At 53.8% G+C, this 18,623-nt stretch carries 10 protein-coding genes; 6 read left to right on the top strand and 4 right to left on the bottom strand.

Annotated elements, in window-relative coordinates:
• Positions 1-7 precede the first annotated feature (7 nt).
• A complete protein-coding gene (locus C5Y83_RS25385) occupies positions 8-1,966 on the bottom strand; it encodes a glycoside hydrolase family 32 protein (RefSeq protein ID WP_105332604.1) in 1,959 nt (652 codons plus the stop codon).
• A gap of 194 nt (positions 1,967-2,160) precedes the next feature.
• A complete protein-coding gene (locus C5Y83_RS25380) occupies positions 2,161-3,609 on the bottom strand; it encodes a Gfo/Idh/MocA family protein (protein WP_105332603.1) in 1,449 nt (482 codons plus the stop codon).
• 241 nt (positions 3,610-3,850) lie between these two features.
• On the opposite strand from C5Y83_RS25380, the gene C5Y83_RS25375 reads away from it, so the two are divergent.
• The gene (locus C5Y83_RS25375; protein ID WP_105332602.1) at positions 3,851-6,886 is read left to right on the top strand and encodes a HEAT repeat domain-containing protein; all 3,036 of its coding nucleotides are present in this window, start codon (positions 3,851-3,853) and stop codon (positions 6,884-6,886) included.
• Positions 6,887-6,951: 65 nt separating this feature from the next.
• On the opposite strand, the gene C5Y83_RS25370 is transcribed toward C5Y83_RS25375, so the two are convergent.
• Positions 6,952-7,839, bottom strand: a complete 888-nt coding sequence (locus C5Y83_RS25370; RefSeq protein WP_105332601.1) for an alpha/beta hydrolase — start codon at positions 7,837-7,839, stop codon at positions 6,952-6,954.
• A 219-nt stretch (positions 7,840-8,058) separates the two neighbouring features.
• Between C5Y83_RS25370 and C5Y83_RS25365 the strand changes: the two genes are divergently transcribed.
• The 4 genes from C5Y83_RS25365 (at position 8,059) to C5Y83_RS25350 (ending at position 15,278) form a co-directional block, all read left to right on the top strand.
• Complete coding sequence (locus C5Y83_RS25365; protein ID WP_199195135.1) at positions 8,059-9,714, top strand: alpha/beta hydrolase; 1,656 nt, start codon at positions 8,059-8,061, stop codon at positions 9,712-9,714.
• A 143-nt stretch (positions 9,715-9,857) separates the two neighbouring features.
• Positions 9,858-13,280 (top strand): protein kinase domain-containing protein, encoded by a 3,423-nt coding sequence (locus C5Y83_RS25360; RefSeq protein ID WP_105332599.1) that lies wholly within the window; start codon positions 9,858-9,860, stop codon positions 13,278-13,280.
• 64 nt (positions 13,281-13,344) lie between these two features.
• Entirely contained in the window at positions 13,345-14,157 is an 813-nt protein-coding gene (locus tag C5Y83_RS25355; protein ID WP_105332598.1) for an FHA domain-containing protein, read from the top strand.
• 98 nt (positions 14,158-14,255) lie between these two features.
• Positions 14,256-15,278 (top strand): WD40 repeat domain-containing protein, encoded by a 1,023-nt coding sequence (locus C5Y83_RS25350; protein ID WP_105332597.1) that lies wholly within the window; start codon positions 14,256-14,258, stop codon positions 15,276-15,278.
• Positions 15,279-15,306: 28 nt separating this feature from the next.
• On the opposite strand, the gene C5Y83_RS25345 is transcribed toward C5Y83_RS25350, so the two are convergent.
• Complete coding sequence (locus C5Y83_RS25345) at positions 15,307-16,791, bottom strand: hypothetical protein (protein WP_105332596.1); 1,485 nt, start codon at positions 16,789-16,791, stop codon at positions 15,307-15,309.
• A gap of 232 nt (positions 16,792-17,023) precedes the next feature.
• Between C5Y83_RS25345 and C5Y83_RS25340 the strand changes: the two genes are divergently transcribed.
• Positions 17,024-18,604: a class I adenylate-forming enzyme family protein gene (locus C5Y83_RS25340; protein WP_105332595.1), complete on the top strand. Its 1,581-nt coding sequence runs from the start codon at positions 17,024-17,026 to the stop codon at positions 18,602-18,604.
• Positions 18,605-18,623 lie beyond the last annotated feature (19 nt).

Raw genomic sequence — 18,623 nt, 5'->3', positions numbered from 1 at the left:
TCAAAATTCACCAGGCCGATTTCAAACGGTTCACGGTCAACTTGCGAATCTTGACGTTCTGTTCGGAACTTAGTCCAAGACTTCGATTCAGCGGTTCGAGAATCGCGTAATGGGTCGAAACCGCGGCTCCTTGATTCACAAAGAGTTCGACCGATGCCCGATCGACCAGAACTCGCAAAGAAACGATTCCATCGACCGGTTTGGCAGGCACAACCGTGTTTCCATAGTGGAATGCTGCTTCTCGGTACGTGATCTTCTCACCACGCAAGTAGAGCAGCAGTTCCGTGGAGTCGTTTGCTTCAAAGTCCAAGCTAAGATCGACCAGTTCCGCGGGATAGCTCTGCAGCTTATTTGCGGCCGATTTTAGATCAGCCGCTTCAATGGTCAGCGTGTCGCCGTAGAGGTCTTCTATTTCCTTCACAGGCCAGCGATAAAGCTTCAATCCGTCCGCCGTCGATTTCAGCTCCATCGTCGTAGGAAAGCTCATTTGCTGGTTGAACGGCATGTCTTCTTTCAGGAACGGATGGTTATCGCCTCGCATCCAGCCAATCGACACACAACGATCGTCCGGCATGTTGTTAAAGCTTTGGGCGGCGTAATAGTTGGGGCCGTAGTCGCCGCGGTGAACTTTTCTGTCGGTCGTGAACGTTTTGCCATCGAACTCACCAATTTCGTACTCAAAACTGGCATCGTACAACAGCCACTTCTTCTGGTTAGGGTCACCATCCACGGTTAGTTCGACCAGGTCCATACACTCAAACACCCAGTCGCGATCAAATTGGCTAACTTCCGTCCATTTTTGCAGATCGTCGGAATTGAAGAACAACACACGACCTGGCTTCGCTTGCTTCACCCACAAGACCATCACCCACTTCTTGCTCGGCTCGTGCCAGAAGATTTTTGGGTCACGTTCGCCGGAATCATAACCTTGGTTCGCAACGATCGCCTTCCCTTCGTTCCACAGCTCGAACGTTCGCCCCTGATCGGTACTGTAGGCCATCGCTTGATAGAAGGGGGACTTGGCAAACGTAAATGCAGCAACCAAAGTCTTCACATCTCCCTTTTGCACGCCTAATGTGTTGTTCACATCGACGGCTGCTGTGCCCGAGAAGATGGTTCCTCCTTCGTACGGCAAGATCGCATGCGGTAATTGCTTCCAGCGAACCATGTCCCTGCTGACAGCATGTCCCCATGTCATGTTGCCCCACACGGTGGCAACCGGATTGTGCTGAAAGAAGAGATGGTATTCCCCGTCGAGATAAACCATTCCGTTCGGGTCGTTCAACCAATTCCGCAGCGAGCTGAAATGGAACTGCGGCCGATACGGCTGGTCGTAGCCTACTTCTTCGTAGGTGGCAAACGTTCGCAGATCGGGGCCTTTGGTGATATCTGCGGCCGGGATCCCAGCTTCTTGATCGCTACCTCGGATGTCGTCAACATTGACATGTCCCCAGCCGCCTTGATGCCGATCGACGACTTGAAAAACAACCTGCTTGCCAACGAGACTTTTCACGTCCCAATAAGCACGAAGCAGACGTTCGCTTCCGCCTGAGGTCTTATTGGGGCCGGTCGCAGTACGAACGACTTCGCCGTTGACCAATAGGTTCAAACAAGTCTCACCTTCGTGAGCACCACCACCTATCAGAAACGTAACGTAAGGGCGCTCGACTGCAATTGGCGGCGAAGTTAGCGTGCCGGTGCTCCGATCGCCACCTCGGAACGAATTGACGAGCGACTTCCCCTCGAATCCGCTCACGTCCATCTGCCCCTCGAGCGTGCCAGCGGCCGGCTGCTCACCGAAAGCATCGCCGGTCGCCTTCCAATCGCCGTACGAGTCTCCTTCGAAGTCAGCGATCACAATATCTTGCCGGGCACTCTCTTGGGCGAAGAGATTCGACGACGCGAGAAGGACAACCAGCGTGACGCAGCTCAGGCCATGCAGCCTGACAAAAGAAGAGATTTTCATGGGGCGTTTTTTGAAGATCGTTGAGGTGAATCGATGGGTTTGGCGTTCCTTCCATCCTATTCGGTCGCAACGCGGCTCGCCAACGGTCCTCCCCTCTTCAGGTGCGCAAAGTCTCAATTGGCAAGAAAAAAAGAAACGCCGCGACGATTATCAGTGCGGCGTTTCTCAATTCAACTTTGAATGGTTTCAGAAACCTACACTTTGGTCGAATCAGGAATCTGGAAGCCCTTACGGTTCTCATCCTTTAGCAACGCATTGGCTGCCTCGGCATGATCGCCAACGTGACGTTCGGTTTCTGGATCGAAGGTCAGGGTGGGGCCGACCGTGTATTTGGCACCGTCACTTACACCAACTCCCTTGGCCATGACATCGTGCAGCTTCTCGAAATGCTCGGCGGCATCCTTATTGTCGCCAAACTTGCCCGCCTTCTTGCTGAACGGAACTTTTTCGCCCAGGCGATACGAATTGTTCATCAAGTGCCCCAACACGCACGCGTAATGAGCATCGTTGACGTTTCCGTTGGCCATGCTCGGATCGTTCGCCCGAACTGCCGAGATGAAGCTTCCCCAGTTGCCCCCTGGCGTGACGTCTCCACTCTTAATGTCGAGACTCTCAGGCTTATCGCTTCCCTTGGCGTAATACTTGCCGCGGATGATTCGTCCCCCATCCTCGAAGTAATACTCGTTCTCGACTTGGTGCTCGTAGCCCTTGTAGTTCACGTTTCTTACGTTGAAGAAGACTTGTTGACCGTTGGGATACTCGGCCATGGCGAACATCGTATTGGGAGTTTCGCCTTGATCGTCCCACTCAAACCGACCACCAATCGCCATCGCTTTCACCGGATGGGTTTGGTCTTTATCGATGGCCCAGCGTGCCACATCCAATTGATGCGTTCCCTGGTTATTCAGGTCACCATTGCCCGTCTTCCAGAACCAGTGCCAATCGTAAGGGTGATAGTTGGCGTGGTACTCTTCAACTTCGGCCGGTCCGCGCCACAAGTTCCAATCGAGATTCGACGGAGGCTGGCTGATCGGTTCGTTGCCAATCCCATTACGTGGCTTGCAGCAATATCCGTACGAGATCTTTAGCTTGCCCCACTTGCCGGCCTGAATCGCTTCGTGCAGGCCAGCTATCTTGGCGTCGCTGCGGCGTTGTGTACCGTGCTGAATGACGACTCCATACTTTTTCTGGGCTTCGACCGCCACACGCCCTTCGACGACGTCGTGACTCATTGGCTTTTCAACATAAACGTGCTTGCCGGCCTGGGCCCCCCAAATAGTGATGAGCGAGTGCCAGTGATTCGGTGTCGCTACGGAAATGGCATCCAAGCTTTTGTCATCCAACGCTTCTCGCACATCACGGACGCCTTTGACCGTGTATTTGCCATTCACCTTCTCTTGCAACGCTTTTTGCGTTCGTGCAAGCACCTTCTCATCCGGGTCGATCACGTAAGCAATCTCGACGTTGTCTTGGCCGAGCCAGCCGTTGATATGGCTTTTACCGCGGCCATTCAAACCGGCGACGGCAATCCGAACGCGGTCATTCGCGCCCAAAACCGCACCGGACGCCGATGTTCCGGCAAGAATCAGCCCAGTACCGGCAGCGGTAGTTTGAAGAAACGTACGACGATTGATACGCGACATGGCAGGCTCCCAACAGGGTGAGAAGATACTTTGGCAGGACACTCCGCGAGAACTCGCGAAAGGAAAGTTACTGCATTCTGCCCGGATCCGCCCCGTACGTCAAATTTCGCAGCGTTTGCGATGTCTTGCAGCATCAAGACCGCACGCGAAAAAGGCCAAAAGAATTGCTTGCCAGGTTTACACAATCTCAAGAGAATGCGACCACACGTTCATCGATTGAGTTCTCTGGTAGGAACAACGCATGCTTCGGGCCACTCTCCGATTTCAACTTTCACTAGCGATACTCGCGTTCTTTTCGTGTGCTACGGTACCGATCTGCCAAGGGGAAGATGTCACCGCGGAACAAGACCCATGTGTGAGCTCTAGCAAGGACTATCGCCCTACCGACGAAGAGATTGGCGATGATGAAGACCGATACTTCGCCCTGCGGGATCCTCGCTTCGACTATCACGGCGAAGAGCGATGGATCGAAGAACTCGGCGACGATGCGAAGAGCTACGTCCTGGCACACGTCGATCACTCGGACGCCAGAACGCGCAACAATGCGATCTACCTGCTGAGAGCCGCCGACGTCGATACCGATCAGGCAAAACAAATCTATCGAGCGCACCTGAGCGATCCCTGCCGGAAAGTCCAAGCGGTCGCCGCGATGCGGCTAGTTGAGGACGGCGTCTATGCTCCAGAAGTGATCTCAGCCTTAGTGCGAAATGTCGACCACCAGTGGTATGATGTGCGACGTACTGTCCAGGGACTCGGCAACATTGCCATTAGGCCCTGCGCCACGTTCATGGCCGATCCATCGCAACCGCTCGAATTGCGAAAGAAGGTCAGCGAGGAATTTCCCATTTGGGTCGACGCAGACGATCCTTCCTTGCAGCCGCTGTACGACGCTCTCGAGTCAGACGACCGTGACACTCGCGCCCTGGCGGCCTTCCAGCTTCTTAAATATAAGCCGCATGACAATCATCAAATTGCCAAGGTACTGGCGGAACTAAGCGAGCAAGAGTCCCCTGTCGCGGACGATGCCTTCGTCGCCCTGCGGAATATGTGGCCCAAACCGCCGGCAGCGATAGTGAACCCGGCGGTATTACGATGGATCTCGACTCCTGGACGTCCCGATATTGACTACGCGTTCCACGCTCTGGCAATCGATTCCAGCAGTACCGAGCTGGTGGAAAAGCTTGTCGAATTGGCTGAAAATGGTGTTCACTCTGATGAGATCTTCGTATACCTCGCGCGACATCCCGAGTTAAAACCTCCCCGAATCGATCTGCTGCAATTCTTGAAAGACAAGATCATTCACGAGCCCCGCTCGTTCTCCCTTGCGTCCAACCTGTTTGGTATGGGTATCCCTGGCCAAAAGACGCTGCTCGAAATTAGCCTCGACTCAAACATGACAGCAGAAACCAGGATGAACAGTATCTTCGCCTTGCGAGCATTTGAAAACGAGCAAGAAGGCCAGCAAGTTTTCAGCGAACAGGAGTGGAACGCCCTCGTCTCACTTCTCGAAGATAAAGAACCAAGCGTCGCCCAGGCCACGGCGATCATGCTTACGAATCTCGGGCAAACGTCTCGCGATCTCACGCCACTGCTGGTCTCGGCCTGGTTGCCAAATGCGAACAACGACATTCGTTTCGCGGCCGAGGAAGCGATTCCAGCCAATCCGGCGCGTGCGACCGAGTTGATATCTAAATTGGCAAAGTTGTGTCTTGAACTGCCGGAGGATAGCGATCGTGAACCATTGGTCCGATTCTTATCCGACTACGGAGCCACTTCAATCGAATCCCAAGACGCGATCGTGGATGCGATCGTGAATCACGTGGACGTTGATGCCCCGTATCTCTTCGATTACGAGCGGATGAACATGCAATTATTCCGAAGACTGGAACGGGAAATCCCCCAAAACACCGGATCCAAACAGCAAAAAATCCTACAGGTGCTACGCAACGTTTTCGACGAAGCTGAGTGGTACGATGGCGATCTGACTAGGATACTCGCCCAAACGCCGCCCGATGGACTTGACGAGTTGCTCGACTCGCAAGATGACAAGATTCGTCATTCGGCGCTGATCCTTTATTCCTACTATTCCCCGAAAGATCCCAAAATCGTGCGACGCCTGTTGGACGTCGTCAAGGCAGAATCCGAGTTTGGATCTGGCGTGGACTGGGAAACAGCCATGGAAGCAGAGAAGCGTCTGAACAAAGCGGGCGAAGCATTGGAACCCTTATTGCCGGAACTGATTGAAATGCTTGATTCGCCGGACGAATACCCCAGTGCCGCGACCACGTTGCTGGAAACTCTCGGTCCGAAGGCCTCACCAGCCGTCGGCAAGTTGACCGAACTTCTCGCCAACGACGAACCCTTTAACTTCAAGTTTACATGTAGCACGCTGGCCGCGATCGGCCCCGCGGCGATTTCAGCTGCCCCCACGATTTTGGAATATGGCCAGGAGCCACATCGCTTGGAAACCGTGGCGAGAACACTTCGAGCGATTGAAGCCGATACATCGGTTTTGATCGAACCATTCGATCGCAAACTGGCCGATCCGTTCCATCAATACGATGCCCTACGCGAACTTTCGGAACTTGCTCCTGCGCCGATTGTGGCGGAACGGTATGCGGCTGCCCTCGAAGGGGACAATTGGAACATGCGACTTGTGGCGCTCCGGGAATTGAGTCTAACGGACGTGAAAGCCCCACGGCGGATCGTGCCCCTGCTGATCGCAGGGACAAATTCCAAGAGCATCAGCTATCGGCGGGGCGCCGTTCAGGCACTGGGAACGCAATCGGGGCTGGCCAGTCAGTCGGTGCCCGCTCTTGTCGACGTGATGAAGAATGACCCGGAAATGACCTTCACGGCGATCTTAGCACTCGGCAACCTCGGCCCGGAAGCCGCCGCGGCGGTGCCGGACCTGAGAAGCTACCTGGAAGATGAGGACCACGCCGTCGCCGCGATCCGCACCCTCGGCAGAATCGGCGAACCAGCCGCAGCGGCGGTTCCAGTCATCATCGAGTATTTGGCAGGCAAACGGCAGAGCAAGAAGCCGTTGTACTTCCCGTCCCCCGTCGATGCGGCGATCGAGTCGCTTGGCAATTTCGGACCAGCGGCCAAGCCCGCATTGCCCTTGCTGCTCGAAATGTATCACGACTCCAACCACTGGGAAACCAAACAAAAGATCGCCCAATCGATCTACCAGATCTCCTCCGGCTTCGGCGCGGTCAACGGAATCCCCCAACCGCCTGAGCCGGAACCAGTCCGTATGCAGTGGAGTTGGTAGCCATCAACAAAAAAAGGGACCGCCATTTGGCCGTCCCCTTCGAGTTACGCTTTCAAACGCGTTTACTATTTTGTCAGTCGATCGATCAGATAATCGGTTGTCGTATTGTATTCTGGATCTTCTATGCCGGGATGATTCATGTCGACTTCGACACCGGTCTCTTCCAACTTCTCGGCCAGCTTAACGCCCATAATTCCGGAGTGGGTGGGATCCTTGGGGGACGAGCCAACGACTGGGACTTCGCCGCGATAGAACAGGTAGATTGGTGGATCGTCTTTCGTTACGTGGGCCATCGGCGAATACTCTTTGATCCACGGCAGAATTTCTTCTCGTTTCTCGATCACCGCTTCCAGGTTGGGCAAACCGAATGCGTGAGCACCGTAACGATAGTTGGGCATCCACTCGCGCAGTGGTTTGGGATCGAGCGTAACCTGGGCTCCATTGACCGCGGCACAGTAAAGACGCGTTGACTCACGGCTAATTGGATCTTCGCTCTTGGGATCAGCCATATCATCGTGGAATGCAAGCCACAACGAAGAACAGGCCCCGGCCGAACCGCCAGTCGCACCTATCTTTTCCTTATCAAGGTTCCACTCGCCCGCTTTCGATCGCACAAATTGCAAAGCGCGGGCCGCGTCTTCCAAAGGAGCTTTGACCGGCGGAGAGACTCCCTCCTTCGCGGCGTTCTTCACGTAGCGATAGTTAATCGCTACGACCGAGATCCCCTTATCGAGAAATGGCTTGGGATTGGTCTTCTTATCTCCCTTTTGCCAACCCCCACCATGGATATAGAAAACCACTGGCGTCGGAGTTTCGGACTCGGCGGGATAGAAGTCGAGCACTTGGCGCGGGTCGGTCCCGTACGGCACATCTTTCAGTGGCTTCAGATCGGCTGCGTGGAGTGCTTGCTGCAAGACCAGCAATGCTACAAACGAGAAGAGGATACGCTTCATCGGGCAGGGCTCCTGATGAGTAGTTGAGTAGGAAAGTAGCTGACATTGTGATCGATATTCATTCCGATTGCCAATCTAGAAAGGGGTCTTGTCGAAACCATTCCAAAGTCCGCATTTTTAAGTTCGCCGGTGGATTGTCTGATGCGGCCATGCGAGAATCGAGTTACCTCAACGGCTTCGCTCTCTTCCCCCATCCCACCTTTCCGATTGATCCACGTCATGAAAAGCACCTCGACACTTCTGATCGCAATTGTGCTGCTTCTGTTTTCCTTTCACTTCACGCACGCACAAGACGACAGCAAGTCTGTTAAGAAGTTGATTCTTCCTGGCGAGTCGTTCCTACTCGAGGGACACCCAGCATTTATTTTGTGGCCAGAGAAAGAGAAGCGGCGTGAGCCACAACCATGGGTACTCTACGCACCTACTTTGCCGGCTTATCCTGATCAGCACGAGAAGTGGATGCACCAGCAATTCCTTGATGCAGGCATCGCGGTTGCAGGCATCGACGTTGGCGAGGCCTACGGTAACCCTGAATCACAAACAGCGAATTCGGCGTTATACACCGAACTGACCGAGAAGCGAGGATTCGCGAAGAAGCCTTGCCTGCTGGGCCGCAGTCGAGGCGGCTTATGGGTGAGCAGCTGGGCGATTCGGAACACCGATAAAGTGGCTGGGATTGCCGGCATTTATCCCGTCTACGATCTGCGAACCTATCCCGGCCTAAAGCGAGCAGCGCCCGCCTACGGACTCACACCTGAACAGCTCGAAAAGAGCTTAAATGAAAACAATCCGATCTCCCAAGTCGACCGATTGGCGAAAGCGAGGATTCCGGTTTACATCATTCATGGCGACGAAGATAGCGTGGTTCCGTTGAAGCAGAATTCAGCGGCACTCGCCGATGCCTACCACACCGCCGGTTCAGACGAAGCATTGGATCTTGTGGTTCCCAAGGGACAAGGCCACAACTTTTGGCCGGGGTTCTTTCATTGTCAAAGCCTCGTCAACTTCACGATCGATCGCGCTCGTGCTGGTGCGGGAATGAAACCGGTGAACAGAAAGGGGCTTCCTTCGACAGAAAACGTTGTCGTTTACCGCGATCTGGAATATGGCCAAGCAGATGGTAAGCCTCTGCTGCTCGACATGTTCTATCCTACCAACCAATCGAAGCCGGTACCGGTGGTCGTTTGGGTGCATGGCGGTGGCTGGAAAGGTGGCACAAAAGACCGCTGTCCTGCGGCATGGCTGGCCGAACATGGTTACGCGGTAGCTAGTATTGACTACCGTTTGCTCGATCAGGCCCAGTGGCCTGCCCAGATCAACGACTGTCGAACTGCCATTCGTTGGCTGAGAGCGAATGCGAAAGAATTCCAACTCGATGCCGATCACATCGGCGCTTGGGGCGGCTCGGCCGGCGGGCACTTGGCCGCGTTATTAGGAACTCTCGATGCCCCAATCGATGAACAGCTTCCCTGTCGCGTTCAAGCAGTGTGCGATTGGTATGGCCCTTCCGACTTGCTGACGATGCCACCGAACGTGGTTGGCAATGGTCGAACCGCGGAGGATGTCGCCAAGTCGAACGGAGCTCGTCTGCTAGGCGGTCCGGTGCGCGACTTGCCAGATCTCGCGAAGCAGGCCAGTGCGTTCTACCAGGTCAGCGTGGACGATCCTCCCTTCCTAATCATGCACGGCAGTAAAGATCCCAGTGTTCCGCTGGAACAAAGCCGAAAACTTCACGAGAAGCTGACCGAAGCAGGCGTTTCCTCCACATTCCGAATCGTCGACGGCGCAGGTCACGGTGGAAAAGAATTTCAAACCCCTGAAATGCGGCAAATCATCCTCGACTTCTTTGACACGCACTTGAAGCCAGGGCAATAGTTCGCAGGCTTATCACCTTGTTCCGCACCATAGCGGTAGGCTACTTGGCAGATCGACGATCTGAGTAGCATAAAGTACTGTCCATAGTTACACTTAGTGGAGGTATTGGACGACACCAGAAGTCGGGGGCAAGTTTCCAGGGCATGGCGAAGCGGCGTAAGATTGACGATCAGATGCTGCGCGATTTCGTGCGCGGAACGCTTGATCCCCACTTGGCACGCAAAGTCGAGGATTACGCCGAAAAGCATCCCAAACTTCAATCGCGAATTGAAGCGATTCGTGCCCAGCAATCTGGCCCCGCTGATCGCCAGACCCAACTATCACGCGGGACCGACATCGCGGAGCAAGAACGCGAACCTGCCAAGGCATCTCGCGAAAAACGAGAACGTGCTTCGATTCTCGCCGACCTCCCGTCAGAACTTGCTGAGTCCTCAGAGTATGAAATCTTGAAGGAACTTGGTCGCGGCGGGATGGGCATTGTTTATCTCGCAAAGAACGTATCGATGGATCGCCTTGAAGTGATCAAGGTGCTCAACTCGAATCTCTACGCGAAAGATTCGGCCAAGCAACGCTTCATCAACGAGATCCAATCAGGCGGAAAGCTAAACCACCCAACGATCGTTACGTTCTACCGGGTAGTCCCGCTAGAGAATCACTTGGCATTCGCGATGGAATATGTAGACGGCTCTTGTCTGCATCAATACATCAAAGCAAATCATCCCGTCCCGGTAGCCGTTGCTTGTGCTCTCGGCCAACAAATTGCCGCCGCCTTGCAACATGCGTATGAAAACGGTTTGATTCATCGCGACTTGAAGCCAGCCAATGTGATGGTTTTTTCCCAAGATGCCGAACTCCGCGTGAAGGTCCTGGACTTCGGCTTGGCGAAAGCAATGAAGGAGGCGGCTTCGAGTGGTTTGACGCAAGACGGCGCGACCCTTGGTACTCCCGAGTACATGGCCCCCGAACAGATTATCAGCGCAGCCAACGCTGACATTCGAGCCGACATCTACAGTCTCGGCTGTACGCTTTATCACCTGCTGACTGGTCGCCAGCCGTTTGTCGGTACCTTGTATGAAGTAATGATGGCGCAAACGCAGAAGTCGGCGCCGACAGTGAATCTGGTTCGTCCTGATATCCCCGATGAGTTGGCCGACATTGTCGCTCGAATGATGGCGAAAGATCCCGCCGAGCGATTTCAAACCCCACGCGAAGTCCAGCAAGCACTCAAGGCTTTGGCCATAGGGTCGCCGCAATCGATGCCAGCCCCTGGTGGCGAAGTGTTCTTCGATACGCCAGGATCAAGCCTTACGAGCTCTGGCTTCCCAGCCTCTGGGCCTCCCATTCCCCCTCCACCTTTTCCGAGCGAAGTTGCCTCCCCTAGAGCAACTCCGCCACACCTGAGTACGTCACCACCACCTCCGCCAATCGAAACCCGCGAGCGTGAAACGACGCTCCCAAATGGATGGTCCAAGCGTCTTTCGAGAGCCCTGGCAAAGTATGCCATACCCATTTCATTGGTGGTGGTTTTACTTATGGGCTGGCTTGGGTGGAGCTTCTTCCAGTCGCGGACTCTCGCCCCTAAGTTCGATCCTTCGGCTGATCTAGGTTCCTTGTTAATTAGAAATGCGTCTCCAGAGGCGGAAGTCGTTGTCGATGGTGAGCCGATCACCAGCATCGATAAAACCGGTGGAAATCTACGTGCGGATCTCCCTTCTGGTAACCGAAACGTCAAGATTTATACCAACGGAGACTTAGTTCAATCCGCAACCGTTGAAGTGGTCGCAGGCCAACTGACGACGATCGATTACCAACCGCTGCCGCTTGAGGAAAAGCAAACTCCAACGGATGCCGACCCCGAAGTTAACCAAACCGTCGACGACCAAACACAGGAAACGCCAGACTCGCCTAAGCAACCATCGACGCCTTCCAACGTGGCTCAAGCCACTAAGGTCAGTTGGTTCTTTCCACCTTCTTATGTCAATATGACCGACACGACTGACTGGGAAACAATTCTTTCCAGCCAGCAAGTTGACCGTTCCCTCGGCTCCTTACAGAAGAATGAAGCCAGGAGCATCCGAAGCGATAATCTTGATTCGCTGCTGACAGCATCCGATCCGCATCGACGTCTACTACTTTCGAATCAATCCAAGTCTGATGGGCACCTTCGAATCGAATATCGCGTACTCCATTCGAAGGCCAACGCGTCAATATTGCTTAACTACTTGAAGACTGGGCAGAATCAAACGGTTGGTTACTTAATCCCAATCGCTGGACCCTCCTTCGGTGAAGTAGATCTGCAATTACCATTGACCCCCGAAGAAGTTTCGATCGGGCGATTTGCCAGCCAGCAAATTATTCCTAATCAGTGGCATACCGTCGACGTTATTTTTCAAGGAAACAAAATTCAGGTTTGGCTCGACGGAAGGGCGATGTTCGCATTTGTCGATCGTCGCTGTCCAACGGGACGAGTCGGCTTTTACCGTGAGCCAGGAGTCGAGGTCCGATCATTTCAGTACCGCCCTCTCAACCCAGCTAACATCGCGTTGAGTTCGCCCGATACGACCACAAAACCGGACGCTAATCCGTCAGCATCTGCGGTCAACAATAACGCTTCCTCGAAACTTTCGCTGGCCGATCTGATCGAGCAAGCGGATGCCAATCCATCGCCATCCACAAAACCAGCTCCACCCGCGTTGGAGACCTCTCCTCAAGCGATGGCGATCGGACAGCGATTGCGTTTCAGCATCTCGAACTATCATCGAGAACTAGTTGCCCACCTTAGTGCCTTGGAAGCTTACTTGCGAACGGAAGAGATGAAAGCAAACGCTGGCGGCGTAGGCTCGACGCGAAAGACTGCTGAAATCCTCGAGTTTCGTGACCAATTCGCTTCGACGATGCAAGTGAATCCGAACGTTCTGCAAAATATTTCCCAACCAGCCCCGAATGTCACCGCGTTGGTCTCGGCGTGTGAGGACGCGATCAATGCTTACAAGCTGATTGGCGCCGTCAATCGGGCGAACAAACTACGTCAAGACTTAGAGAACTTCAAGAGTTATTACCCCGTCGATTTACTTGACGACTACATTGGCCCCGAGCTCATAGAAAACGGTAGTTTCGAATCGGTAGATGTCAACGGAATTGCTATTCCCTGGAAGTCGGCCAGTGGTAACTGGGAAGTTGAACCGCACCAGCATACATCGGACCTGGGGGAGCAATACACGATTGCCACCGGCACGAAGGATGCTGAGTGCTATCAGATCGTGGACCTTTCTCGAAGTACCTCCCAGACCGATTACTTTTTGCTAAGCGGGATGTTGAAGAACGATGACCCAAAATACGTTCAAGCCAAACTTCGCATCGCGTACTCAGAGACTCGCGACGGCCCTCCTATCCTGGGATACGAAAGTAGTTTACCTAAAAGCGAAGCCTGGGCGCCGGTGGCACTGCTGGTACCGATCCCTCAAAACGCTCACTACGCTCGCGTGAGCCTGATTTCTGATCGGAAGCGAACTTCGAAGAACTACGCTCGCTTTGATAACATCTCTTTCCGACCGCTTTCCAAGTAATCGGATTGCGTCCATCGTTCCCTGGGCTTACTAAATCCCGTACACCTTAGACCAAGTGAACCGCATGAGTGAAACGCTGACTCGCCATACGTTGTTGGAATCGAGTGACGAAACGGCGCAAGCTCAAGCCGACATTCAAACCGTCACCCATGTAGCCAAGTCCGAGCCGACGCCGGACGCGGTATTATTTCGTCCGAGCCAGCGGCCTCCGATCGCAATCTTGACGGTTTGTGACGATGGAAAACGCACCGGCGAATCAATTCGGATTCGAAAGAACGCCTTTCAGATCGGACGTTCCGAGGGAGATCTCTGCCTCGCCCATGACGACTTGGTTTCAGCACGACATGTCGTCATTACGAAACAATTGAACGGACAGAGTCCACGTCTTGTTATCGAAGACCTGGAAAGTCGAAATGGGCTTTACTTCAAGGTCCGCAAAGCGCGCCTCGAAAATCAAGCTGAGTTTCTGATCGGGGGAGGAAAGTACCGTTTTGAACTTCCGCAGGAAGATTCCGTGGACGAACCACCCCATCGAAAACCGGTGGTAGAAACATTGCCGTTCGAGACCATGCCGGAAATCGCTGCCCCAGCGTTAGTTGAACTACTTGCCGGTGGCAAAACTTCCACCACGTTGCTGCTCGAACCGGAGTACTGGATCGGTCGAGGCGAAACGTGCCGCATTCGACGTAAGAGTGACATCTTCACCAGTAAGAAGCATGCATTGCTGCGCTGTAGTAAGAGCGGAAATTGGTCGATTAAAAATAACAAGTCGGTCAACGGCGTCTGGTTAAAAATGCCGAAGGCTACCCTTGAGCCGGGCCAGAATTGCGAGTTCCGAATCGGAGAACAGTTGTTTCATTTGAAGTTTGGAGTGTGAGCGTGCTATTGTCGTGAGCAACTTATTTGAATCAATTTCACGAACGAGGTAGGATCGAAGTACCTCATCTTGCCACTTTTCATCCTGCGAACTCTGCGATGCCGTCTTCCCCCAACCTGGTCGTCTTGGGACTATCGGTTCTGTTGACCAGTCTCCCTGCTGCTCGTCCGCTCTGCGCTGCAGACCCTATTCAAAAGGTCTGGGAAAGTACCCCGTTCAACGAAGTCGCCTACGGCTTGGCAGCTTCTCCCTCGGGAAAACAATTCGCCATCGCAGGTCGACTAGGAACAATCGTTGTTTTCGACACCGAGTCGCAAAAGGTAATCAAGCAAATCGAACCGGACAACCAGTTTATACTGGCCATGCGATATTCACCCGATTCCTCAGTTCTCGCTGCGGTCGGTCCGAAGCAGTTGGTACTCTACCGGACTGACAACTGGAAACAACTCCGTGCGATCAACTTACCGGCGCGATGTGGTTATCTTTCGTTTCACCCAACACGTCCCTGGATTGCCGTCGCTGGGCAGGGGACTTCGCTCGACATTTATGATGTCGTTGATCAAAAGATCGCCCGATCCTTCAAAGCCGATCTGTCAAATGCCCAGGGTGTTCAATTCAGCAAAGACGGTCGTTATTTGTACGCATCCGTGACCAATGCCGTCGTAGGCTCTCCCGCGTATGTCTTGCGTCGTTACGATCTGCAGACCGACGCAATGGACGGTTTCTCATACATCGGCGACACGCAAGCTCGACGCGTCATCTTGTCTCCTGATGGTGAGTCGCTGTTGGTGAACGTTCCGCAAGATGGAGCGAGCGTTCTATTTAAGGAAGTCTTGACCCACATTATGCATGTAAGGCATCAATGGCAGGCCAACACTGAAATCAAAATGGGAACCGCCTTCCTCCCCGATGGAAAGTCGATTCTTACGGCTCGGCAGGGGCAATTTGATATTTGGCAACCAGGGAAAAAAGAGCCGATCGCTTCAATTCCATCAGACGACGCAGGTTCCGCCTACGAGATCGTCCCAATCCCTGGCACGCGCGACTACCTAATGTGCCACGAACGTTCGTTTCGGCAGATCACCCGTTGGCGTACTTCGGAAGAGCCCCTATCCCCCTGACCTTCAACTCTGATTCGGAACGCCTCGATTATTGCTTCCACCAGGCATAAGGGCCGTCCGTCAGAATCTGATGTAGCTGCTTGGCGTTTGACACGATCGATACTTCTGGCCAAGGCGCATCGATTTGCTGCGCAACTTTGTCGCTCGTCGCGATCACCGCTGGTAACAACAGCAAGTCATGTTCGTTCATCGTTCTATAGACCCAGGCCGAGGCATCCTCAGTCAAATGATTGATAATCACCGTCAGCCCAAACCACTTATCTTCGCCATCAAGCTGTTTCGCACAAATGCTTAGCTGCCCTTCGTCAGGCAGCCTCAGGTCGTACCAGCCATCTTCGTCGGGCCCTATGACATCCGCCTGGGCGAAGAGGTCACGCAGATACTCTTGGAATGCCTTCTTCAGGGAAACAGGATCAAACCGATAGCCAGACTTCCAGCGATAGGTTATCAACTTTCCCAGCTGAATCGCCAAAGGCACGTTGGTCCCTGGCTGAGTCAAATCCCATTCTATTGGCTCCGAATATCCTTCTGAAAGCCGAACCGACGCGGGAGCTTTGCTCCACCACAGCAGCCCGCGCAGTAAATCGAGCGACGCGTTCAAATCCCCTTTCAATTGAAGGTAATTCATCGATTCGATTTCGGTGTAGGTACCATCTCCGTTGGGAGACGACATGCCACCTCCAGGCTCCGAATGTCCCCACTGAAGATCGCAGAGCATTCGGTCGACCGTGAGATTCAGAAGTCGCATGAAAGGGACCGGTACGGGTCGATCCTTGTCTTGATGGGGAATCGTGAGATGCAGCGAATGCTTCTTGCGCGGAAAGCAGCGCGGAGGAGGCAGCACTTCAGCGGCAACCTTCGGTACCTGCTCGGCCGCATCGATTAGATTTTCCCAGTCCGCGAAGGGAAACTCGTCGTTTTCAGCCGTTCGTAGTGAATAGAGTCCCCTCGACGCGGAATCGTCCTCTTGTTCGATGCACCATCCTTTGCCAGCTTCAAATCTCCACTGGAAATCAGCGTCCCGGGCGTCGAAGCGTTCGATGAATGTCGTGATCTCGGCCGAAGAAAACAAATCCAGTTTTCGCCAGGCCGTCTCGAGCAATGCGACGATCTGGTCGATATCATCCCCTACGCAAATCGGGGCAAAGCGATGCAGAAACAACAGCGGAATACCGGGGTGAGCCAAACTGGGATCGCGCGCCGCGACGCACTGGCAAAGCAGGTCCAATTCCGACCATCGCAACACGTGCGGATGCCAATGAGCTTGATCATCCCAAGCAATGTTCTGCGAGTCCTTTCCAGGCACAGCAAAATCGAGACTCGTGAAGCACAGTGCCTGATCCAGTGAAATCGAGACCTCAAATCCATCTGCCACCGAGAACCGGAATTGAAAATCCTTGAGAAGTGGGTAAGGATCTTGCCCTTGCGTATGCTCTGCATCTGTTATCCACAAGAAATCGGTCCAAAATCGGCGTGTCGTCACATAAGACTGCAAAGCAGATGGCAGGGACATCGTTATGCTCGGGGAATCGATAAAAGAAGATGAGGAACGCCATATTCTCGCATAGCCAATAGCGAGATGAAACCGATCGACATCACCGCTATCTTTCGGGAATCTAACAACTTTGATTGCCGTTGCGATACACATCGTGCCAAAATCGTTGAAGATGTAGAACGGCTTCGACGATGCATCCTGGGAAGTACATCTTTTTCGGTAGAGAGACAACCTTTCGGAGAAAGAGGCCGTGGGCTTGGTAGGCAAACAACTGGATCACCCGGTCCATCTGGCCACGCTGTTGGATGCCGGACTTCGCCTGAATGGCAGCGGTACTGCACTGGCATCCTTAGATCGCACGTGGACCTGGATCGAACTGGACGACGCCTCGACGAACTTGGCCCGGCAGTATCTGAACATGGGCTTGGCGACTGGGGATCGAATCGCATCGTTGTTACCCAACGACGGTTTGTTGCTGATTCACTATCTGGCGTGCTTTAAAGCAGGTCTCACCGCTACGCCACTTAACTATCGTTATCAAGCCGCGGAAGTCGATCATGCCCTGAAGGTCAGTGAGGCCTCACTCCTAATCGCCCATGCCGAACGAGATACGGTAATCTCGGAAAGCCAACTTGCCTCTCGGTTAACGCACGGCACACTTCGTTATCAGGGGGTTGATAAACATGGCTGCGAGTTTAACAACTTGCTCGCTCAAGAATCTCCGCCGATCGATTTACCGACACCAAGCCCTGAGACGGCAGCATTCATTTTCTTCACTTCCGGCAGCACAGGTAAGCCAAAGGGAGTCACCCATACGCACGAAACTTTTGGCTGGATCATTGCCAGTACGATCGCCGGGCTATCGTTATCCGCGAAGGATACATTCGTGCCTGCCACATCTGCATCCCACATTGCCGCCTCCTCGTTTTCGTTCGCTGGACTCGCTGCCGGGGCGCAAGTTGCCATTGCCAGGTCATTTGGCGGCGACGAAATCCTGCCACTCTTGCGCCGCGTTCGCCCTACGTTGCTCTGCATGTTGCCAGCCCCCTTGTTCGGCTTAGTTCGCGATCACAACGCCGCTCGCGACGATTTCCATTCAATTCGCCGCTGCATTTCTGGCGGAGACAAAATCTGCCTGGAGCTCGAACGCGAGTTCAGCGAGCTCACCGGTCTGGAGATCGAGGAAGTGTACGGCATGACCGAAACCGGCCTCTCAACGATCAGTCCAACGACACGAAATCGTATCGGTTCCATCGGCAAACTGGCCCCAGGGTACAAGGCCTCCATTCGATCCGAAGCAGGCAATGAAGTTCCCACGGGCGATGAGGGTCGCCTCTGGATTCGTTTCCGTGGCAATACGGTCGGTTATTGGAACCTGGCTGAGGCAACAGCGGAAACTATTGTCGACGGCTGGCTCGATACAGGCGACTTGGTATCGGCGGATGAAGAAGACTATCTGTGGTTTCGTGGTCGCAAGAAGCAAATTATTGTCCACGACGGATCGAACATTTGTCCTCAGGAAGTAGAAGAGTCCTTGCTAGAGCATCATGCCGTGGCCTTTGCCGGCGTTGTCGGCATCCATGATCTGATTCATGGAGAGATTGTCCGGGCCTACGTTACTTTCCAATCCGATGTCCCACGTCCGACCATCTCCGAACTCATTGCCTTCTCTCAGGCTCGCGTCGGTTATAAGGCACCGGAAGAAGTGGTCGTGTTGCCAGTGATGCCGATCAATGTCACCGGCAAAGTCGATCGCGCGGCGCTTCAAGCTTTGGCTCATGGAACCGTGAATCGACATATCGAACCGCCGACATCTCGTCCGCCGACTTAGTGCCAATCGCTTGCGAGGC

This window comes from Blastopirellula marina (assembly GCF_002967765.1).
Taxonomy (GTDB): Bacteria; Planctomycetota; Planctomycetia; order Pirellulales; family Pirellulaceae; genus Bremerella; species Bremerella marina_A.
The sequence above is the reverse complement of the archived record's forward strand: the minus strand, read 5'-3'. Positions and strand labels throughout refer to the sequence as shown.